We start from the raw sequence: 18,607 nt of genomic DNA, 5'->3' as shown, positions 1-18,607 counted from the left end.
GACGGCGTGAGGGCCTGCCAGGCTTCGACGATTTCGTCACAAGCGTCCCACCTCAGCTGCGCGGTGTCTGTTCGAGATAGGCTTCGACCTTCCGTTTCAACGCACGTCGTTGTATCGAAACGACAAGACCGAACGATGCCAGACCGGCAATCGAGCCAAGGCGCCTACCGCGGAAGGCGCCGGCAGGATCAATCCTTGAAGGGGGCTGGCTTGGCGGAGCAAGCGACGCTTGAGACCTGGCAGAACCGGGCTGGGACGTGCAGGCTCCGCAACAGTCGGGCTCGTCGTCGGGGCGGAGCCGTTGGCCGGAGGCAGCCCGCCGCATGATCGCGCAACCCATTCTCACCGCCAGTCGGCATGGGCTTATCGTGTCGCCGGACATGTTGCCTGGCGGCGATGGGATCAACATCAACGGGCCGTCGCTGATCGGCATGCCCGACTGGGCCGAGGGACGGCTTGGCGCCTATTATCTCTATTTCGCCGACCATGGGGGCACCTATATTCGCCTTGCCTATTCGGATTCGATCCACGGTCCGTGGCGCATCCATCCCGGCGGGGTGCTGTCCCTCGATCAATGCCCGTTCATCGAGGACCACATCGCGTCTCCCGACGTTCATGTCGATCAGCGGCATCGTCGCTTCGTGATGTATTTTCATGGACCGGCAAAAGGCGGGAAAGACCAGGTGACCTTTGCCGCGACATCCGGTGACGGCCTTCATTTCAATCCGCTTTCCGAGCCGCTCGGGCCGTTCTATGCGCGGTTCTTTCACCACGATCAGTGGTGGTACGGTCTTCTCGGGACAGGAGCCGTCACCGTGTTCCGATCCAGAAACGGCATCTCCGATTTCGAACGGGGTCCGGTCGTTCTGCCTGCCATGAAGCGTCTTCCGACCCCACGGCATCTTGCGCTGCAGAAATCCGGTCGCTGGTTGCGGGTCTACTACACGCGCATGGGCGACGCGCCGGAACGGATACTTCACGGCACGATCGATCTCGCCGAGGATTGGCGAAACTGGACTGTGCAGGGCGAGACCGAATTGCTGCGGCCGCGGATGGACTTCGAAGGGGCCGGCTTGCCGGTCCGTCGCAGCCGGACGGGGGCGGCCGAGGGCAGGGAGAACGCATTGCGCGATCCCGCCATTTTCGAGGAGAACGGCCGCACCTGGCTGCTCTACGCCGTCGCCGGAGAGAGCGGCATCGCTTTGGCCGAGATCACGTCGAGCGACGTCCCTATCAAAGCGGGCCGGCCGCCGGCGACTGCTCTGCGCCGTAGCGCAAGGCGAGTGTTCTGGCGCCTGCGCAAGGCTGCGCCCCGGCTGCCCTCGGCAATGACATCTCGCAAACGGATCTTCATTGCAGGCTGCGCTCGCAGTGGAACCACGCTCAGCCGTCGTTTGATGGGGTGTTTCGACGATACCTATGTCCATGCGGACGAAGCGCCGTTTCAGGCGCTGGTCGAACTGGATCGCCCCCAATTCAATCTGGTCGTCAAACGCACCTATGTGAGCCATAAGGACATCGAGCATCTGCCTGCCTCGGTCGGGTTGATCTATTGCGTGCGGCATCCGTTCGACGTGCTCACCAGCTCTCATCCGGAGACGGTGAACGAGCGGCGTTTTCATGTAACGACCGAACGCTGGGAAGCGGAGTACGACGGATTGATGCGCCTTAGACACGCTCATCCCGAAAGAGCCGTTTTCTATTTGCGCTATGAGGAGCTGATCGCCGAACCGGATATCGTCCAGGCGAGGATCGCCCGATCGTTCGACCTTTCGCCGGTCACCCTGTACAGCCGGGACACGGACAATCCGATACGGGCGACGTCGCTGAGAAAATGGGAACGCAATGAAGAATTCCGGACTTATCTGCATGGCCTTCCGCCGGCGTTCCTCGCCCGCGTGGAAAGCTTCTGCCGCGAATTCGGCTACGAAACGCCGGACCTCAAGTTGACCGCAGGAGCGCGGTGATGCCGGCGCAGGCGGCCGGCCCGCGGGCCGAGGATGACCAGCGGCGCGTCCTGAAGGATGTCTTCGGCTTCGACGATTTCCGGCCCGGCCAGGCGGCGGTGATCGAGGCGCTGCTCTCCGGGCGCCATGTGCTGGCGGTGATGCCGACGGGCGCCGGCAAGTCGCTCTGCTATCAGGTCCCGGCGCTGGTCAAGGGCGGGCTCACCATCGTGGTCTCGCCGCTTGTGGCGCTGATGCAGGATCAGGTCGCCGCCTTGCGGCTCGCCGGTGTGGCCGCCGACACGATCAATTCCTCGCTCGACCGCGACGCCAATGTCGCGGCCTGGCGCCGCGTCGCGTCCGGGCAGACGCGGCTGCTCTACATGGCGCCGGAGCGGCTGATGACGGAACGAATGCTCGATGCGCTGTCCCGGCTCGAGGTCGGCCTGATCGCCATCGACGAGGCGCATTGCATCTCGCAATGGGGTCCGGCCTTCCGGCGCGAATATGAAGACCTGTCGCAGTTGCGCGGCGTGTTTCCGCAAGTGCCGATCATCGCGCTGACGGCGACGGCGGACGAGGCCACGCGCGCCGATATCGAGGCGCGGCTGTTTGCCGGGCGCGCCGAAACCCTGGTGCTGGGGTTCGACCGGCCCAACATCAAGCTGGCGATAGAGCCCAAGCAGGGCAGCAAGCGCCAGCTGCTGCGCTTCATCGAGCGCCACCAGGGCAAGAGCGGCATCATCTATTGCCTGTCGCGCCGCAAGACCGAGGAGATGGCGGCTTTCCTGGAGAAGAACGGCGTGCGCGCGCTCGCCTACCATGCCGGCATGGGCAAGGACGCGCGCGAGGCGAACCAGAACACCTTCATGAGCCTGTCGGGCGTCGTCATGGTGGCGACGATCGCTTTCGGCATGGGCATCGACAAACCCGACGTCGCCTATGTCTTCCACACCGACCTGCCCGGCAGCCTGGAGGCGTATTACCAGGAGATCGGCCGCGCCGGGCGCGACGGCCGGTCGGCGGAAGCGCATATGCTCTACGGCGCCGGCGACATCCGCACGCGCCGGATGTTCATCGACGACGAGGATACCTCGCCCGAACACAAAAGGCGCGCGCATCGCCGGCTCGACACGCTGATCGGCTATTGCGAGACGGCGCAGTGCCGGCGCCAGGTGCTGCTCGGCTATTTCGGCGAGGAGGCTCAAGGCTGCGGCAATTGCGACAACTGCCTCGACCAGGCGCCGCGCGCCGATGGCAGCGCCGAGGCGCGCATCATCCTTGCGGCCGTCGCGCAGAGCGGCGAGCGCTTCGGCGCCGCCCATGTCATCGACATCCTGCTCGGCCACGAGACCGAGAAGGTGCTGGCGAGAGGCCATCAGAAGCTCGCCAGCTTCAAGACCGGCATCGTGCACAGGAAGCCGGTCTGGCTGTCGCTCATCCGGCAGCTTGTCGCCGGCGGCTTTCTGGTGCCGGATCCCGACGGCCATGGCGGCCTCGCCATCTCCGAAAGCGGCCGCGCGCTCGGGCGTGGCGAGGTTGCGTTCGAGTACCGTGTCGAAGGCCGGGACCGTCTCGCGCGCGGCAGGAAGCGTGCCGCGCAAGGCTCGGCCATGGATGGTGAGGGCGTGGATGCATCGCTTCTGGCGACGCTTAAAACGCTGAGGTTGCGGCTCGCCAAGGAACGCCAGGTGCCGGCCTATGTGGTGTTCTCCGACCGCACGCTGATCGACATGGCCGAACGCCGACCGCAAGATCTCGACGATTTCGCCGAGGTGAACGGTGTGGGCGCCGCCAAGCTCAAGGAGTTCGGCGAGATCTTCCTCGGCGCGATCGCCGCGCACCAGGCCGATGGGTCGGATTGAAGGCTTTGCCGGGCCTGTCGGCGGGCCGGGCATCCCGCGTCATCAGCTGGCGAGGCAGCATTTCTTGAATTTCTTGCCGCTTCCACAAGGGCACGGATCGTTGCGCCCGATATCGCGCCAGGGGTTGGTGGCTGGAGTCTCGCTGGCCCGGTCCAGCCATGAGGCTTGCCCATCCTCATCCTCGTCAAGATCGAAATCGTCGTCGCCCAGTTCGAAGCTGTCGTCGTCGCCAAGGCCGCGGGTCCAATCCAGCGCCACAAGGACATCCTCGATGTAGCTCAGACTGGCGCGGTCGAACCGGCCAATGTCGTCCGGTTGCTGCTCGGCTTCCCGCAGGTCGCTTTCGAAATCACTGCGTTCAAGCACATCTTCCGGTATACGGTCCTCGTCCCAGGCACTGTAGACAAGCGGAACGAGGTCTCGTAGCGCGAGCATCGCGATGGCCTGCAGCCAGCCGATCCAGGCATAATCCCAGTCGTCGGCCAGCCTCTCCTTGTAGAACCGCTCCACGAAATCCCTGGTCCGGTCGCGTTCGATGCGACCTTCCCAGGTCAAAAAGGTCACCGCGCCAAAGGCCGCGTCGCGGACGAATTCGTCGACGGAGCGGTCGGCAATGATGCCGAACAGCGCGCCGGCGTCGCCGTCGAATACGCCTACGATGATGCGCGATAGGGTTTCGGTTATGGCGTCGCCAAGCAGCCCGTCGACTTCTCTGCCAGGGCGGCGCAACAGACGCAGCAACTGTTGGCATGCCTGGCTGTCGCGGGCGCCGCCGAGAATATACACGCCCCGGAAGAGCAGCATCTCTTCGTCGTCCGACAAAGGCTCTCCATCGGCGGCGCGTTCAAGGACCGCGCGCAGGTGCGGAGCGGATTCCTCGATCCGCATGGTGCAGACCGCGATTGCGAGATCCGGCACCTGCCGTTCGGTGGCCACGGCATGGAGATAGCGGTCTATCGGATACAACTCGAAGTCGCCGCTGTCGTTAGAAAGCAGCTTTTCCAAATCTTCTTTTTTCATCGCGTCCAGTCGCGTCGATGGAGCCTCGTCCCGGCGGCATGCTATCGATCCTTCAACCACATACTTGTGTCAATCTTGAGAGCGACGATGAGCGAATACCAATGCTACGAATTCCAGGCGGTCGATCGTCCTCTCAGCAACGCGGATCGCCAGGTGCTTCGCGGTCTGTCCTCGCGGGCGCGGATCACCGCAACCAGCTTCACCAATTTCTACGAGTGGGGAGATTTCCGGGGCGATCCGGACGAGCTTATGGCGCGCTGGTTCGATCTTCATCTCTATTTCGCCAACTGGGGCTCCCGGCGCCTGATGATCAAGCTGCCGGCTAAGCTGGTCGATCGGGATCGCATAGGCACCTTCCTTGCAGCGACCGACGACGTCATGCTAGAAGACGCCGGCGAGAACGTCGTCATAAGCATCTCACGCGACGAGTTGGAGCTCGAATATCTGGACGATGAGGACTCGGGTTGGCTCGCGGCCCTGGGGCCGCTGCGGGCCGACTTGCTCGCAGGTGATCTTCGGCTTTTCTATCTGACTTGGCTGATGGCTGTCGAAGTTGACGCGATCGAACCCGATGCGCCGGAGCCGATGCCGGGAATTGGGCCGCTGACCGAGGCACTCGAAGCGTTTGCCGCCTTCTTCGGTATCGATCACGATCTCGTCCAGGCAGCGGCCGAGCGAAGCGCGGCAACGGCTCCCGACGGCCCGTCGCCGGATATGGCCCGGCGGGTGGTCGCGGCGATGAGCGACGCTGAGAAAACCGGTCTGCTCATGCGGGTTTTCAGCGGCGAGCCCAACATGTCCGCCGAGTTGCGGGCCAGGATTCGGGAACGTTTGGAAGCCGAAACGACAATTTCGCCCGGCGCTTTGCGCACAGCAGCGGATCTGCAGGCTCGGGCCGAAGAAATTCGCCTTGCCCGCGAGCGCGCCGAGGCGGAGCTGGCGGAAAAGCAGCGGCGATTGCAAGCAGAAGCGGAAGAGAAGGCCCGCGATGTCCGGGTCGAGGCCCTTCGCCAGCGGGGTGAAAACGTCTGGGAAGAGGTCGAGATCGAGATCGGGCGGCGCAATCCGGCCGGCTACGACAAAGCGGCGGCGCTTCTTTCCGATCTCTTGGCGCTTGCCGAGAAGCGGGGCGCGATCGAGGAATTTCATGTCCGACTTCAGTCGATCCGTGAGCGCCATGCCGGGAAAGGGCGCTTCCTCGAGCGTCTGGCGATGCTGGGATAGGTCTTGCAAGGGAGCCGGCTAACGCCAAAGGCAGACCTTGACGTCCTTCCCGAGATAGCAGGCGCCTTCGCGGTGAAGTTCTCCCCAATCGGCTCCCTCGCCATGCGTGCCGCGAATGTCCCCATTCGCATAGCCTGCCCAGGTATCACCGTCCTTGTAGACAACCGCCCAGTAATCCTTGGACATCTCGCCGGCCCCGCTGTGCGTGTCGGGATAGTCGATGCCTGCAAAAACCTGCTTAGGCCCCTGAATATTGAAATCGCCGCCATTCTCGATCTGATAGGAGCATTTCCCGGAGATGCGGGTCTCACCCTGAACGACAAGCAGGCAGCGGCCCCATTTATAGCCGCTCGGCAGACGATGCTGTGCCGCATGCGAAGGCGAAACGGAAAACGCAATTGCAAGGGCGGCCGCTATGGTTGGTCCGGCCGACAGGCAATCCAAAAACCGGTCGAACCTTGTTGGATTCCACCCAGAGCGCATGTCGAACGGCCCTCCGCAGGTTGATCCCCTGAGATCGCATGACTATCGACCATGGCCGGATTTTTGTCACGTGACTGTGTGCTGCTTCACGGCCGGAATATGGATCGATCGAGACGCGTGGTCTGGACCTGAGGCATATCAAGTCGGGGATTCCGGCCCTCCTTCGCCAAGGCTTCGGAGGGCATCCTGCTCGCGCGGAAAACGGCGCTGGTCCTGCGAAGCGCGCAGCGCGAAGCAGGATGGCGGAGAGGGAGGGATTCGAACCCCCGATACCCTTGCGAGTATGCCGCATTTCGAGTGCGGTGCATTCGACCACTCTGCCACCTCTCCGCGAGGTCATGGTCGGCCGTTGCCGGCGCGGCGCACTAGATAACGGCTGACTGCTAGAGTTACAAGGCCCTATTCGAGCGATTTCCAGCTTCCGCGAAAAGCGGCGGCGGCGTGGCGGACCGATATTTGCCGGCAACGTCGCTCGGTGCATCTCAAGGGGCGGGCCCGCTCGCCTTGACGCTTGCCTTGACTCCGGCGCAGCCTTCGGTTAGGGACAGCCCGCATTCGGCGTGGAGGCTCTTCCGCGCCGCTTGTTTTTTGAACCCGCAGACTGACAAAAAGACGGCCGAACCGCCTGAAGCGGTTCATCAAGGCCGACCGAACAGCGAAAGGCAAAAAAATGTTCGCAGTCATTAAAACGGGCGGCAAGCAGTATCGCGTCGCCGCCAACGATCTCCTGAAGATCGAGAAACTCGAAGCCAAGGTCGGCGATATCGTCGAGATCGGCAATGTGCTCGCGCATGGCGAGGGCGAGAATGTCACCTTCGGCGCGCCGTTCGTCGATGGCGCTCTGGTCACGGCGGAAGTCGTCGAGCAGGGCAAGAACCGCACCGTCATCGCTTTCAAGAAGCGCCGCCGCCAGAATTCGCGCCGCAAGATCGGCCACCGTCAGCTTCTGACCACCGTCAGGATCGCCGAGATCCTGCTGGGTGGCGCCAAGCCGTCGAAGAAGGCCGCTGCCAAGCCGGAAGCCAAGGCAGAGGCAAAGGCCCCCGAAGCCAAGGCGGAAGTCGCCGCCGAGGCGAAGGCCGAGACCGCTCCGAAGGAGCCGAAGGCCAAGAAGGAAGCTGCCCCGAAGGCGGAAGCTGCTTCGGGCGAAGAGGCAAAGGCCGCGCCGCTGTTCAAGGCGCCGAAGGGCGAGCCGGACGACCTGACCGTGATCAAGGGCATCGGCCCGGTCGCGGCGAAGGACCTCGCCGAGCAGGGCATCGTCACCTTCGCGCAGCTCGCCAAGCTCACCGACAAGGATGTCGCCAAGATCGACGAGCACATGCCGTTCAGCGCCGACCAGATCAAGGACTGGCGCGAGCAGGCCAAGGAACTGGCGAAGAAGTAATTTTTCCGGCGACGATCGTCGCCGGCACGGACTTGAAACGGAACGCGAACGCGTTCATAAGACCATTCAAGCGCCTCAGGGCGCATCGGAGTTAGTCAAATGGCACACAAGAAAGCTGGCGGTTCGTCGCGCAACGGTCGCGATTCGCACTCCAAGCGTCTCGGCGTGAAGAAGTTCGGCGGCGAAGCCGTCATCGCCGGCAACATCATCATCCGCCAACGCGGCACGACCTGGCATCCGGGCACCAATGTTGGCATGGGCACGGACCACACCCTTTTTGCGCTCGAAGCCGGCGCGGTCACCTTCAACAAAAAAGCCAACGGCCGAACCTACGTATCGGTCAACCCGATTACCAAAGCAGCGGAGTAGCCGGTTCCGCACCATAACACCGGCGCCCATCTCGGGAACCGGTGTCTGGCCAGGCCAGGAAAAGGATCAGGAGAGATGGGCTTGCCCTCTCTCCTTTTTCATTTTTTCTTGCCCTGGAGGACTAAAATGGTTGCCGAAGCGGAAGATACCGAAGACGAAAGTTACGCGATCGATTGCCCGGTGCTGGCCACCGAGCGGCTGGCGATGCGCGCCCCGCGCGAGAGCGACCTCGAGCAACTCGTCACGCTTGCCGACAACCGGCATGTCGCCGAAATGCTCGCCCGCATGCCGCATCCTTACGGCGAAGCGGAAGCGCGTACCTTCCTCGCCATGGCGGCGTCGCGCCGCGCCGGCATCGTCTATGCGCTCACCCTTGCCGGCACCGGCACCTTTGTCGGCTGCGCCGGCTTGAACACCACCGATCGCGGGCTGGAGCTCGGCTACTGGATCGGCGAACCCTACTGGAAGCGTGGCTATGCCACCGAGGCAGCGCACGCGCTCGTCGACCTCGCCTTCCAGCGGACCTCGATCCAGGTGCTGCATGCCTCGACCAGGGTGATCAATCCGGCTTCGCGCCGGGTCATCCACAAATGCGGCTTCCAGTATGCCGGCCAGGGCATGCTGAACTCGATCGTTGCCGGCCAGGTGCCGGTCGAGCGCTACCGGCTGGACAGGAAGACTTGGACCAGCCTGCGCAACTGGGTGCATTTTTGATGGTTGCTTTATAGGCCTGAGCAAGCGCCGCTCACCCGGATTGCCAGCCGAATTGCGAATAGCAATTCGGGGCAATCCGACCTCTCCCCGAGGGGAGAGGAGCAGGTAAGCGCCGACGCCAACCTCTTCTCCCCTTGGGGAGAAGGTGGCCGCGTAGCGGCCGGATGAGGGGAAGTTCCGCGGCTCAGCTCAGGTCGGCCCAGAGCGGCAGGTGGTCGGAGCCGACGGCGTCCCGGTCGGACCACAGGCGCTTCAGCGATCTGGCGAGCGAGGCGCTGGTGAAGATGTAGTCGATGCATTTGTGGCGGCTTTTGTCGCCGGGGCGGTCCGGGTCGACCCAGGTGACGAGGTCGGCGACGGCAAGACGCTGGGCGACATCGACGGCGAGATCGGCGGTCAGCGGCATGCCGAACTCGTGGTCCGGGCGGCCGGCGAGCTCGACATATTCGGGCGAGCCCGGCAGCATGTTGAAGTCGCCCATGACGATGAAGGCTTCCGGGTAGGGCAGGTCCGGCAGGCCGATCTCGGGAATTCCCGATAGGCCGCCGCCTTCCAGCGCATAGTTCAAGAGGCGCTGGCGCAGGAAGCGGATCTGGCTCTGGCGCTCGACGGGGCTGCGATGGTCGAGATGGGTGGAATAGAAGCGGATGAAGCCGAGCGGCGTCTCGATCAGCGCCTCGATCGCGCCGCGCTGGAAGTTCATCGCCTCGAGGCTGCGGCTGCGCGGCAAAAGGAGATTGCGCGACAGATGAATGGGCGTCTTCGACAGCACCATGTTGCCGAGCTGGAAGGAGGTCGAGATGGCGCGGCCGTTCTCCAGGCGCGAGCCGATATTGACCTCGAAATTGCTGCCATAGGCGGCAAAATAATCGGGCAGCGCCTCGCTGATCTCGGCCACCATGTCGCGGTCACCGTTGCGCGGGTTGTTGCGGGTCACTTCCTGCAGAGCAATCACGTCGGCGCCGCGCACGGCGTCGGCGATGCGGCCGACATCGTATTTGCCGTCGAGGCCAATGCCGTACTGGATGTTGTAGGTGACGATCTTCATTCCCGCTCCCCTTCAGTCCACCCCGCATCAGTGCTACCGCGTCCCCGGCAAAAGGGCATCCGGCGCTTTAGTCGCAAATCGGTCTCGCAATAGAGCGTTTCACCGTTTCAAGGAAACGGCGAACCGCTCTATCTCCTTGTTTTTACGCAATTCCGAACGGAAAACCGTTCACACTTTTCCTGGAATTGCTCTAGGCCCCGCCTTGGTTTAGACCAATCCCGCAAGCGCAATAGCAGAAACTCGAAACGACGATGAAATTCCTCGACCAGGCCAAGGTTTATATCCGTTCCGGCGACGGCGGCGCCGGTTCGGTGTCGTTCCGGCGCGAGAAATTCATCGAGTTCGGCGGGCCGGACGGCGGCGATGGCGGCCGCGGCGGCGATGTCTGGGCGGAAGCGGTCGACGGGCTGAACACGCTGATCGACTATCGCTACCAGCAGCATTTTAAGGCCAAGACCGGCACGCATGGCATGGGCCGCAACATGACCGGCGCCAAGGGCGCCGACATCACGTTGAAAGTGCCCGCCGGCACCCAGGTGTTCGCCGAGGACAATGAGACGCTGATCTGCGACCTGACCGTGGTCGGCCAGCGCTTCCTGCTTGCCAAGGGCGGCAATGGTGGCTTCGGCAACCAGCATTTCAAGACCTCCACCAACCAGGCGCCGCGGCGCGCCAATCCCGGCCTGCCCGGCGAGGAGCTGAGCATCTGGCTGCGGCTCAAGCTGATCGCCGATGCCGGCCTGGTCGGCCTGCCCAATGCCGGCAAGTCGACCTTCCTTGCCGCCGTTACCGCGGCCAAGCCGAAGATCGCCGACTATCCCTTCACCACGCTCTATCCGGGCCTCGGCGTCGCCCGCATCGACGGCCGCGAATTCGTGCTCGCCGACATCCCCGGCCTGATCGAAGGCGCGCATGAAGGGGTGGGCATCGGCGACCGGTTCCTCGGCCATGTCGAGCGCACGCGCGTGCTGCTCCACCTCGTCTCCGCGCAAGAGGAAAATCCCGGCAAGGCCTACAAGACCGTGCGCGCCGAGCTCGATGCCTATGGCCAGGGGCTGACCGACAAGGTCGAGATCGTCGCGCTCAGCCAGATCGATATCCTCGACGCGGATCAGCGCAAGAAGAAGGCGGCCTCGCTGAAGCGCGCCGCCGGCCGCGCGCCGATGCTTTTGTCGGCCGTCACCGGCGAAGGCGTCGAGGCGGTGCTGCGCGCGCTGATGGCGGTGGTCGCGGAATCGCGCGATGCCGTCCCGGCGCCTGTCGATACGCGCTGGCGGTAAGACCCATGAAATCGCTGAAATCATATCGGCGCATCACCGTGAAGATCGGTTCGGCGCTGCTCGTCGACCGCGCGACAGGCTTGAAGCGCGACTGGCTGACCTCTCTCGCCGACGACATCGCGGTGCTTGCCGATGCCGGCGCGGAGGTGCTCGTCGTCTCGTCGGGCGCCATCGCGCTCGGCCGTACCGTTCTCGGTCTCGGCAAGCGCGCGCTGAAGCTCGAGGAGAGCCAGGCCGCCGCCGCCGTCGGCCAGATCGCGCTTGCGGGCGCCTGGTCGGAGGCGCTCGGCAAGGACGGACTGAAATCGGGCCAGATCCTCTTGACGCTCGGCGACACCGAAGAACGCCGGCGCTACCTCAACGCGCGCGCGACGATCTCGACGCTGCTCAAGATGAAGGCGGTGCCGGTCATCAACGAGAACGATACGGTGGCGACCTCGGAAATCCGCTACGGCGACAATGACCGGCTGGCCGCGCGGGTGGCGACGATGATGGGCGCCGATCTGCTCGTGCTGCTCTCCGACATAGACGGGCTCTACACGGCGCCGCCGGCCAAGGATCCCAAGGCCAAGTTTATCCCCGTGGTCGATCGCATCACCTCCGACATCGAGGCGATGGCGGGCGCGGCGGCGTCGGAGTTTTCGCGCGGCGGCATGCGCACCAAGCTGGACGCCGGCAAGATCGCCAATGCCGCCGGCACCGCCATGATCATCACCTCGGGCACCAGGCTCTCGCCGCTGCTGGCGATCGAGCGCGGCGAGCGCGCGACCTTCTTCAAGCCCAGCATCAATCCGGTGAAGGGCTACAAGACCTGGATCGCCGGCCAGCTCGAGCCGGCCGGCCGGCTCACTGTCGATGCCGGCGCCATCGGCGCGCTCAAATCGGGCAAGTCGCTGCTGCCGGCCGGGGTAAAACTGGTGAGCGGCAATTTCTCGCGCGGCGACACGGTGGCGATCCTGTCGCCCGAAGGCCGCGAGATCGCGCGCGGGCTGGTTGCCTACGATGCCGCCGATGCCGTAAGGATCGCGGGCTTGAAGACGGCCGAGATCGAAAATGTGCTCGGCTACGAGGCGCGTTCGGCGATGATCCATCGCGACGACCTTGTGGTAAGCCTTGCCGGCGACCAAGTATTGGCCGACGACTAGAGCAATTCCAGGAAAAGTGTGAAGCGGTTTCCGTCCGGAATTGCGTGGGAACAAAGGGATGAACCATGCTGAAGCTGCATGAAAAATCCGGCGAAGACATTGTGGCGCTGATGGCCGATATCGGCCGCCGCGCCCGTGCCGCCGCCCGACCGTTGGCCGTCGCTTCCACCAAGGCCAAGAATGCCGCGCTTGTCGCCATGGCCGATGCCATCCTGCGCAACGAGCAGGCGATCCTCGAGGCCAACGCCATTGACATCTCGAATAGCGAGGAAGCCGGGCTGTCGGGCTCCTTCATGGATCGCCTGAAGCTCAACCCGTCGCGCATCAAGGCGATGGCCGAGGGCATAAGCGAGATCGCCGCGCTCAAGGATCCGGTCGGCGACGTCATCGCCGACTGGGACCGGCCGAACGGACTCCATATCGAGCGCGTTCGCACGCCGCTCGGCGTCATCGGCGTCATCTATGAAAGCCGCCCCAACGTGACGGCGGATGCCGGCGCGCTTTGCCTCAAGGCCGGCAATCCGGTGATCCTGCGCGGCGGTTCGGATTCGCTCAATTCGTCGTCGGCGATCCATGCCTGCATGGTCGAAGGGCTGAAGGCGGCCGGCCTGCCGCAGGATGCCATCCAGTTGGTGCCGACCACCGACCGCGCCGCTGTCGGCGAGATGCTCAAAGGGCTCGGCGGCAATCTCGACGTCATTATCCCGCGCGGCGGTAAGAGCCTAGTCGGGCGCGTGCAGACCGAGGCGCGGGTGCCGGTCTTCGCGCATCTGGAAGGCATCTGCCATCTCTATGTCGACCGCTCGGCCAAGCTCGACATGGCGGTGAAGATCGCCGTCAACGCCAAGATGCGGCGCACCGGCGTCTGCGGCGCCGCCGAGACCTTGCTGGTCGATCGCGCGGTGGCCTCCACACATCTGGTGCCGATCCTCGAGGCGCTGCGCGCCGCCGGCTGCGAGATCCACGCCGACGCCGAGGTGATGAAAGCGTTCGCCGACGCCAGCCCGGCGACCGGTGCGGACTGGGTGACGGAGTATCTCGACGCCATCATCGCGGTGAAGCTGGTGGACGATGTCACTGGGGCGATCGAGCATATCGAGACCTTCTCGTCTCACCACACCGAGGCGATCGTCGCCGAGGATGCGCAGGCGGTCGAAAAATTCTTCAACGAGATCGACTCGGCGATCCTGCTGCACAACGCCTCGACGCAGTTCGCCGATGGCGGCGAGTTCGGCATGGGCGCCGAGATCGGCATCGCCACCGGCAAGATGCATGCGCGCGGGCCGGTCGGCGTCGAGCAGCTCACCTCGTTCAAATACCGCGTGCGCGGGTCTGGACAGGTGAGGCCTTGATGCTTTTTGCCTTAAGGGATTGAAGCTTGCGCCCAGGCCCCCCTCTCTGGCCTGCCGGCCATCTCCCCCTCAAGGGGGGAGATCGGATGTCGCGCCGGCTTTCGCCAATCGCCGAGGTTGCAAGGAGAGGCGAGACGCCTGAGCTGCCGATCTCCCCCCTTGAGGGGGAGATGGCCGGCAGGGCAGAGAGGGGGGCCTAGCACCATGCTTTCCCTTTCCGAACCCGCCGTCCCCTCGCGCTACCTCCGCATGCCGCACGCCGCCAAGGGCCTGACCGTCGGGCTGTTCGGCGGCTCGTTCAACCCGCCGCATGCCGGCCATGCGCTGGTCGCCGAGATCGCGCTGCGAAGGCTGGCGCTCGACCAGCTGTGGTGGATGGTTACGCCCGGCAATCCGCTGAAAAGCGCGCGGGAACTGGCGCCGCTTGCCGAGCGCATCGAGCTGTCCGAAAAGATCGCCAGGAACCCGAAGATCAAGGTCACCGCCTTCGAGGCGGCGCAGCATGTGCGCTACACCGCCGACACGCTTGCCCTGGTCAAGGCGCGCAATCCGGGCGTCGATTTCGTCTGGATCATGGGCGCGGATAGTTTGCGCGATTTCCACCGCTGGCAGCGCTGGCGCGAGATCGTGCTGACCTTCCCGATCGCGGTCATCGATCGCCCGGGCGCAACGCTCTCCTTCCTGTCGTCGGTGGTCGCCAAGACCTTCGACTATGCCCGCGTCGACGAGGGCGACGCACCGCTGCTTGCCCGCATGCCGGCGCCGGCCTGGACCTTCATCCACGGTCCGCGCTCCTCGCTCTCCTCCACCGCGATCCGCAAGGCGGCGAAGGGGTGAGCTTCTTCCCTTCTCCCACAAGGGGGAAGGGAAGTCCGGCCATGTCGCTTTTACGGCGGCCTTTTGCTCTCCGGTAAGCCAAGCTGCACACGCATGCTGAATCCCACCGCGAACGATCCGGGCCACACCGCGCAATCGGCGCCGCTGATCGCCATTGCCAGCGTCATCGTGTCGATGGCGCTGATCGCGATCGGCAACGGGCTGATGTTCGCCTATATCCCGGTGCGCCTGGGCGCCGACGGTTTCGACCCGACCTGGGCCGGGCTGATTGTCACCGGGCTTTCGGCCGGCGGGCTGGCCGGCTGCATCCTGACCGGGCCGATGGTCAAAAGGGTCGGGCATGCGCGCGCCTTCATGGTGCTGTCGGCGCTGATCGCGCTTTCCAACGCGGCGATCGGCGCCGGACCGATCCCACTGCTGTGGATCGCAGCCAGAGCGCTCTATGGATTTTCGATCTGCGGCCTCTTCATCGTCGCCCAGAGCTGGCTGAACGATGCCTTGCCCAACGCCATACGCGGCCGGGTGATGGCGGTGTTCTACGTCGCTTACATCGCCGGCCTTGGCGTCGGCTATGCAACGCTGGCCGTGGTCGATATCCATACCGCGGCCGCGTCCCTGATCGGCATCACCTTCACCGCATTGTCGATCCTGCCGGTCGGCATGACGCGCCTTGCCCAGCCGCCGGCGCCGCAGGCCGCATCGGTGGCGCTTCGCCGCGCCTGGCGGATCTCGCCGGTCGGCGTCGCCGGCATGCTGGCCGTCGGCGGCCTGTCGATGATCGTCTCCGGCTTCGCACCGATCCACGCCACCGCCAAGGGCTACAGCCAGGCCGAGGTGGCGCTGCTTTTGTCGTCGATGCCGGTCGGTACGCTGATCCTACAGATCCCGCTCGGCTGGATCTCCGACCGCACCGACCGGCGCTATGTGCTGGCCGGCGCGGCGGCCCTGGCCGTCATTGCCAGCGTGCTCGCCATTGCCTTTGACGGCGGCGCGCTGATGGCGCTGGTGGTGATCTATCTGATCTGGGACGGCGCGGCGGAATCGATCTATGCGCTGTCCAGCGCGCATGCCGCCGACCGCGCCGCCAAGGACGAGATGCTGGCGCTGTCGAGCTCGATGCTGTTTGCCTGGTCGCTGGCGGGCTTCATCGTGCCTGGCATCGTGACGGCGCTTTCGGCCGTCTTCGGTACCGCGACCTTCATCTATGTCGGCATCGTCATCGCGTCGGCCTTCTGCTTGTTCGTGCTGTGGCGCGTGATGGCCGGCCGGCCGACGCCCGCGGCCCCGAGCGGCAGCTTCGCGCCGATGTCGGCGCAGACACCGCTGCCGGTAGAGCTTGCCTTCGCGCCGGACGAGACGACACGGCACGCGAAAGACTGACAATCCGCTGGATGTTCGCCTGTGAGGTTGATGGCCTCGCGAGATTTCGCGGCAACACAGGAGAACCGAGATGGCGAGAAGCTATAATCCTCCAACTGTGTGGAAGCCGTTTGGCGCGTTCTCCATGGTGAAAATCCATGAAGGCGGGCAGCTCGTGCATCTGAAGGGCCAAGTTTCGCTCGACAGGGAGGGACGGTTAGTCGGCAAGGGCGATATGCGGGCTCAGGTCCGGCAAACGCTCCAAAACATCAAGGCTGTGCTCGCGGCCATCGGTGGAGAGATGGCCGATATCGTCTCGCTGACCCAATTCGCAACCGATATCGAGCAGTTCATGGCGGCTGGAGATATCCGCAAGGAATTCTTTTTTGAACCCTATCCGGTGACGACAACCGTTCAGATCGTGCGGCTTTATCATCCGGACCTGCAGATCGAGATCACGGCAATAGCCGAGATACCTCGAAATCGGTTCAGAATGCCGGAAGATTGAATCGCCGCCGCGACGATCCCCCGCTACTGCTTGCGTGCCTCCGGCGCCGGCACTTCCGGCGGCGGCAGCGGGATCGAGATGCCTTCGCTGTCGAAAGCCTGCTTGGCGCGCTTGGTCATGTCGATCTGGGTCGGGAAATAGTCGCCCGCCGAGGTCCAGTAGCGCAAGGTGAGCGAAACGCTGTCGCCAAGGCCGGCGACGAAAGCGATCGGCGCCGGTTCGCGGCGGATGCGCTTTTCGGTGCCGGCGATGGCGAGCAGCGTCTTTTGCGCGCGGTCGATGTCATTCCAGGAGCCGATGCTCAAGGTGACGTCGGTGCGGCGCACACCGTTGCGGGAGAAATTGCGCACCGGCTGGTTCCACAGCGTCGAGTTGGGCGCCAGCACATAGACGCCGTCGACGGAGCGCAGCTTGGTGGCGAAGAGGCCGATCTCCTCGATGGTGCCGGCAATCGAGCCGACCTCGACATATTCGCCGATGCGGAAGGGCCTCAGCGCCAACAGCATGATGCCGGCGGCGATATTCTGCAGCGTGCCCTGCAGCGCCAGCCCGATGGCGAGACCAATGGCGCCTATTGCCGCGATGATGGAGGCGGTCTGCACCCCGAACTGGCCGAGCACCATGATGGTGACCAGGATCAGGATGGCGTAGCGGACGATCTTGGAGAAGAAATGCCGCAAGGTGGCGTCGAAGCCATGGATATGGCCGAGGCCGGCGGAAATCGAGCGCTCGGCAACGCCGGCGACGAAATAGCCGACAATCAGGAGGATGACGGCGCCGATGGCCGAGAAGGAATAGGAAACGATCAGCGTGCTGAGCTGCGCGAGCCCGGCCTGGATGGTGATGAGAGCGCTTTGCGGGTCGGTGGGCATGGCGGGGAATCCCGTTGGTCGGTGCGCCGATAACCCATGCGCCGGAGATGGGTTCCCGCCCTTTGCGGCCTGGCGGAAGGCCTCCTGGGCGATGGCGTCGAGATCACGCTTCGAGGCCCTCGTCTTGAAACTGCAATGGAACTCTGCCTATCTAAGTGGCGTCACCTGATTTGCATGGTGATTTGGTTGTTCTTGTTGGGAAAGGAAACACACTGAGAACAGCACTGCGGAAGAAGGCTGATATCATGCCTTCGCCGGCCGGGATCAGCGGCAACGCCGCCGCGACCCTCGCCATCGACACAGTCCTTGCCAGTCTGGAAGACTCCAAGGCCGAAAACATCGTCTCAATCGACATCCAGGGAAAATCGAGCCTCGGCGACTATATGGTCATCGCCTCGGGCCGATCGCACCGTCATGTCTCGGCTGTCGCCGATCATCTCCTCAAGGCGCTGAAGGATGCCGGCCTCGGCACGGCGCGCGTCGAGGGGTTGGCTGGCGCCGACTGGGTCCTGATCGATTCGGGCGACATCATCGTCCATGTCTTCCGCCCCGAAGTCCGCGAATTCTACAATCTCGAAAAGATGTGGCAGGCGCCGGACCTCGAGGAAGAGACCTTGCACTGAGCCTTGATCCGCATGCCGTGACCCGTCACGGTATGCGCTAGAACAAGCTCGCCGGGGCGAGGATGAAGATCACTGTTCATGCCGTGGGCCGGATGAAGACCGGCCCCGAGAGAGAACTGGCCGGCCGCTATTTCGAGCGCTTCGCCAAGAGCGGGCCCGCGGTCGGGCTGGAGTTCGCCGGCATCGTCGAAATCCCCGAGAGCCGCGGACAGAGCGCCGAGGAACGCCGCCGCGAGGAAGCCCAGAAGCTGCAGGCGCAGTTGCAGTCCGGCACCGTTCTCATCCTGCTGGACGAACGCGGCAAGTCGCTCACCTCCGAAGACCTGGCCGCTCGCATCGGCCAGTTGCGCGACGGCGGCCGCAAGGCGCTGGTCGTCGCCATCGGCGGCGCCGACGGCCATGACAAGCCCCTGCGCGAGCAGGCGGACCTTGTGCTGTCATTCGGCGCGCTCACCTGGCCGCACCAGCTGGTGCGCGTGATGCTGGGCGAGCAGCTCTACCGGATCGCCACGATCCTGGCGGGGCACCCCTACCATCGCTCGTGAATGATGATTGTTGTCAGCCGAAAACTGGGG

Annotated in this window: 18 protein-coding genes and 1 tRNA gene; 14 read left to right on the top strand and 5 right to left on the bottom strand. The window is 64.3% G+C overall.

Going from position 1 to position 18,607, the window contains the following annotated elements:
- The first annotated feature begins 323 nt into the window (after nucleotides 1-323).
- Both FJ471_RS35180 and recQ read left to right on the top strand, forming a co-directional pair.
- Nucleotides 324-1,967, top strand: coding sequence for a sulfotransferase (locus FJ471_RS35180; RefSeq protein ID WP_246684589.1), 1,644 nt, complete (start codon nucleotides 324-326; stop codon nucleotides 1,965-1,967).
- A complete protein-coding gene (gene recQ, locus FJ471_RS03875) occupies nucleotides 1,967-3,811 on the top strand; it encodes a DNA helicase RecQ (RefSeq protein WP_140801838.1) in 1,845 nt (614 codons plus the stop codon). Before FJ471_RS35180 ends, recQ begins: the two co-directional genes overlap by 1 nt.
- A 42-nt stretch (nucleotides 3,812-3,853) precedes the next feature.
- Here the strand turns inward: recQ and FJ471_RS03870 are convergent, their stop codons facing one another.
- On the bottom strand, nucleotides 3,854-4,831 hold the full coding sequence (locus tag FJ471_RS03870; RefSeq protein WP_140801837.1) for a DUF1186 domain-containing protein: 978 nt from the start codon (nucleotides 4,829-4,831) through the stop codon (nucleotides 3,854-3,856).
- Nucleotides 4,832-4,918: 87 nt separating this feature from the next.
- Between FJ471_RS03870 and FJ471_RS03865 the strand changes: the two genes are divergently transcribed.
- A complete protein-coding gene (locus FJ471_RS03865; protein WP_140801836.1) occupies nucleotides 4,919-6,055 on the top strand; it encodes a hypothetical protein in 1,137 nt (378 codons plus the stop codon).
- 18 nt (nucleotides 6,056-6,073) lie between these two features.
- Here FJ471_RS03865 and FJ471_RS03860 read toward each other — a convergent pair whose 3' ends face one another.
- Nucleotides 6,074-6,538, bottom strand: coding sequence for a hypothetical protein (locus tag FJ471_RS03860; RefSeq protein ID WP_140801835.1), 465 nt, complete (start codon nucleotides 6,536-6,538; stop codon nucleotides 6,074-6,076).
- A 240-nt stretch (nucleotides 6,539-6,778) separates the two neighbouring features.
- Nucleotides 6,779-6,868, bottom strand: a tRNA-Ser gene (locus FJ471_RS03855).
- A 340-nt stretch (nucleotides 6,869-7,208) separates the two neighbouring features.
- Between FJ471_RS03855 and FJ471_RS03850 the strand changes: the two genes are divergently transcribed.
- The 3 genes from FJ471_RS03850 (at nucleotide 7,209) to FJ471_RS03840 (ending at nucleotide 9,008) form a co-directional block, all read left to right on the top strand.
- Entirely contained in the window at nucleotides 7,209-7,925 is a 717-nt protein-coding gene (locus FJ471_RS03850) for a 50S ribosomal protein L21 (protein ID WP_140801834.1), read from the top strand.
- 99 nt (nucleotides 7,926-8,024) lie between these two features.
- The gene (gene rpmA, locus FJ471_RS03845; protein ID WP_140801833.1) at nucleotides 8,025-8,294 is read left to right on the top strand and encodes a 50S ribosomal protein L27; all 270 of its coding nucleotides are present in this window, start codon (nucleotides 8,025-8,027) and stop codon (nucleotides 8,292-8,294) included.
- Nucleotides 8,295-8,420: 126 nt separating this feature from the next.
- Nucleotides 8,421-9,008 carry a GNAT family protein gene (locus FJ471_RS03840; RefSeq protein ID WP_140801832.1) on the top strand — a complete coding sequence of 196 codons (588 nt, stop codon included), beginning with the start codon at nucleotides 8,421-8,423 and terminating at the stop codon, nucleotides 9,006-9,008.
- Nucleotides 9,009-9,192: 184 nt separating this feature from the next.
- Here FJ471_RS03840 and FJ471_RS03835 read toward each other — a convergent pair whose 3' ends face one another.
- A complete protein-coding gene (locus FJ471_RS03835; RefSeq protein ID WP_140801831.1) occupies nucleotides 9,193-10,056 on the bottom strand; it encodes an endonuclease/exonuclease/phosphatase family protein in 864 nt (287 codons plus the stop codon).
- A gap of 251 nt (nucleotides 10,057-10,307) precedes the next feature.
- On the opposite strand from FJ471_RS03835, the gene obgE reads away from it, so the two are divergent.
- The 6 genes from obgE to FJ471_RS03800 all read left to right on the top strand — a co-directional run bounded on the left by obgE (nucleotide 10,308) and on the right by FJ471_RS03800 (nucleotide 16,537).
- Nucleotides 10,308-11,336 (top strand): GTPase ObgE, encoded by a 1,029-nt coding sequence (gene obgE, locus FJ471_RS03830; protein ID WP_140801830.1) that lies wholly within the window; start codon nucleotides 10,308-10,310, stop codon nucleotides 11,334-11,336.
- 5 nt (nucleotides 11,337-11,341) lie between these two features.
- Complete coding sequence (gene proB / locus FJ471_RS03825) at nucleotides 11,342-12,481, top strand: glutamate 5-kinase (RefSeq protein ID WP_140801829.1); 1,140 nt, start codon at nucleotides 11,342-11,344, stop codon at nucleotides 12,479-12,481.
- Nucleotides 12,482-12,546: 65 nt separating this feature from the next.
- The gene (locus FJ471_RS03820) at nucleotides 12,547-13,833 is read left to right on the top strand and encodes a glutamate-5-semialdehyde dehydrogenase (protein WP_140801828.1); all 1,287 of its coding nucleotides are present in this window, start codon (nucleotides 12,547-12,549) and stop codon (nucleotides 13,831-13,833) included.
- A 249-nt stretch (nucleotides 13,834-14,082) separates the two neighbouring features.
- Nucleotides 14,083-14,670, top strand: coding sequence for a nicotinate-nucleotide adenylyltransferase (locus FJ471_RS03810; RefSeq protein ID WP_140801870.1), 588 nt, complete (start codon nucleotides 14,083-14,085; stop codon nucleotides 14,668-14,670).
- 93 nt (nucleotides 14,671-14,763) lie between these two features.
- The gene (locus FJ471_RS03805) at nucleotides 14,764-16,050 is read left to right on the top strand and encodes an MFS transporter (protein ID WP_140801826.1); all 1,287 of its coding nucleotides are present in this window, start codon (nucleotides 14,764-14,766) and stop codon (nucleotides 16,048-16,050) included.
- Between the two features lie 70 nt (nucleotides 16,051-16,120).
- Complete coding sequence (locus FJ471_RS03800) at nucleotides 16,121-16,537, top strand: RidA family protein (protein WP_140801825.1); 417 nt, start codon at nucleotides 16,121-16,123, stop codon at nucleotides 16,535-16,537.
- 23 nt (nucleotides 16,538-16,560) lie between these two features.
- Here FJ471_RS03800 and FJ471_RS03795 read toward each other — a convergent pair whose 3' ends face one another.
- Complete coding sequence (locus FJ471_RS03795) at nucleotides 16,561-17,409, bottom strand: mechanosensitive ion channel domain-containing protein (RefSeq protein ID WP_140801824.1); 849 nt, start codon at nucleotides 17,407-17,409, stop codon at nucleotides 16,561-16,563.
- Nucleotides 17,410-17,654: 245 nt separating this feature from the next.
- Here FJ471_RS03795 and rsfS point away from each other — a divergent pair, with 245 nt between their 5' ends.
- Together rsfS and rlmH are read left to right on the top strand one after the other, a co-directional pair.
- Nucleotides 17,655-18,032, top strand: coding sequence for a ribosome silencing factor (gene rsfS / locus FJ471_RS03790; RefSeq protein ID WP_140801823.1), 378 nt, complete (start codon nucleotides 17,655-17,657; stop codon nucleotides 18,030-18,032).
- Nucleotides 18,033-18,094: 62 nt separating this feature from the next.
- Entirely contained in the window at nucleotides 18,095-18,577 is a 483-nt protein-coding gene (gene rlmH, locus FJ471_RS03785) for a 23S rRNA (pseudouridine(1915)-N(3))-methyltransferase RlmH (RefSeq protein ID WP_140801822.1), read from the top strand.
- Nucleotides 18,578-18,607: the final 30 nt, after the last annotated feature.

Origin of the sequence: Mesorhizobium sp. B2-7-1, assembly GCF_006440735.1 — a bacterium.
GTDB lineage: Bacteria > Pseudomonadota > Alphaproteobacteria > Rhizobiales > Rhizobiaceae > Mesorhizobium.
This window is presented reverse-complemented; position numbering and strand designations above follow the sequence as displayed.

What these genes read in the sequence shown, in the direction of transcription:
- FJ471_RS03840 (WP_140801832.1), top strand. Translation starts at nt 8,421, where the DNA reads ATGGTTGCCGAAGCGGAAGATACCGAAGACGAAAGTTACGCGATCGAT.
- FJ471_RS35180 (WP_246684589.1), top strand. Translation starts at nt 324, where the DNA reads ATGATCGCGCAACCCATTCTCACCGCCAGTCGGCATGGGCTTATCGTG.
- FJ471_RS03820 (WP_140801828.1), top strand. Translation starts at nt 12,547, where the DNA reads ATGCTGAAGCTGCATGAAAAATCCGGCGAAGACATTGTGGCGCTGATG.
- obgE (WP_140801830.1), top strand. Translation starts at nt 10,308, where the DNA reads ATGAAATTCCTCGACCAGGCCAAGGTTTATATCCGTTCCGGCGACGGC.
- FJ471_RS03810 (WP_140801870.1), top strand. Translation starts at nt 14,083, where the DNA reads ATGCCGCACGCCGCCAAGGGCCTGACCGTCGGGCTGTTCGGCGGCTCG.
- FJ471_RS03835 (WP_140801831.1), bottom strand. Translation starts at nt 10,056, where the DNA reads ATGAAGATCGTCACCTACAACATCCAGTACGGCATTGGCCTCGACGGC.
- FJ471_RS03850 (WP_140801834.1), top strand. Translation starts at nt 7,209, where the DNA reads ATGTTCGCAGTCATTAAAACGGGCGGCAAGCAGTATCGCGTCGCCGCC.
- FJ471_RS03865 (WP_140801836.1), top strand. Translation starts at nt 4,919, where the DNA reads ATGAGCGAATACCAATGCTACGAATTCCAGGCGGTCGATCGTCCTCTC.
- FJ471_RS03860 (WP_140801835.1), bottom strand. Translation starts at nt 6,538, where the DNA reads ATGCGCTCTGGGTGGAATCCAACAAGGTTCGACCGGTTTTTGGATTGC.
- rlmH (WP_140801822.1), top strand. Translation starts at nt 18,095, where the DNA reads ATGAAGATCACTGTTCATGCCGTGGGCCGGATGAAGACCGGCCCCGAG.
- proB (WP_140801829.1), top strand. Translation starts at nt 11,342, where the DNA reads ATGAAATCGCTGAAATCATATCGGCGCATCACCGTGAAGATCGGTTCG.
- FJ471_RS03800 (WP_140801825.1), top strand. Translation starts at nt 16,121, where the DNA reads ATGGCGAGAAGCTATAATCCTCCAACTGTGTGGAAGCCGTTTGGCGCG.
- rsfS (WP_140801823.1), top strand. Translation starts at nt 17,655, where the DNA reads ATGCCTTCGCCGGCCGGGATCAGCGGCAACGCCGCCGCGACCCTCGCC.
- FJ471_RS03805 (WP_140801826.1), top strand. Translation starts at nt 14,764, where the DNA reads ATGCTGAATCCCACCGCGAACGATCCGGGCCACACCGCGCAATCGGCG.
- FJ471_RS03795 (WP_140801824.1), bottom strand. Translation starts at nt 17,409, where the DNA reads ATGCCCACCGACCCGCAAAGCGCTCTCATCACCATCCAGGCCGGGCTC.
- recQ (WP_140801838.1), top strand. Translation starts at nt 1,967, where the DNA reads ATGCCGGCGCAGGCGGCCGGCCCGCGGGCCGAGGATGACCAGCGGCGC.
- FJ471_RS03870 (WP_140801837.1), bottom strand. Translation starts at nt 4,831, where the DNA reads ATGAAAAAAGAAGATTTGGAAAAGCTGCTTTCTAACGACAGCGGCGAC.
- rpmA (WP_140801833.1), top strand. Translation starts at nt 8,025, where the DNA reads ATGGCACACAAGAAAGCTGGCGGTTCGTCGCGCAACGGTCGCGATTCG.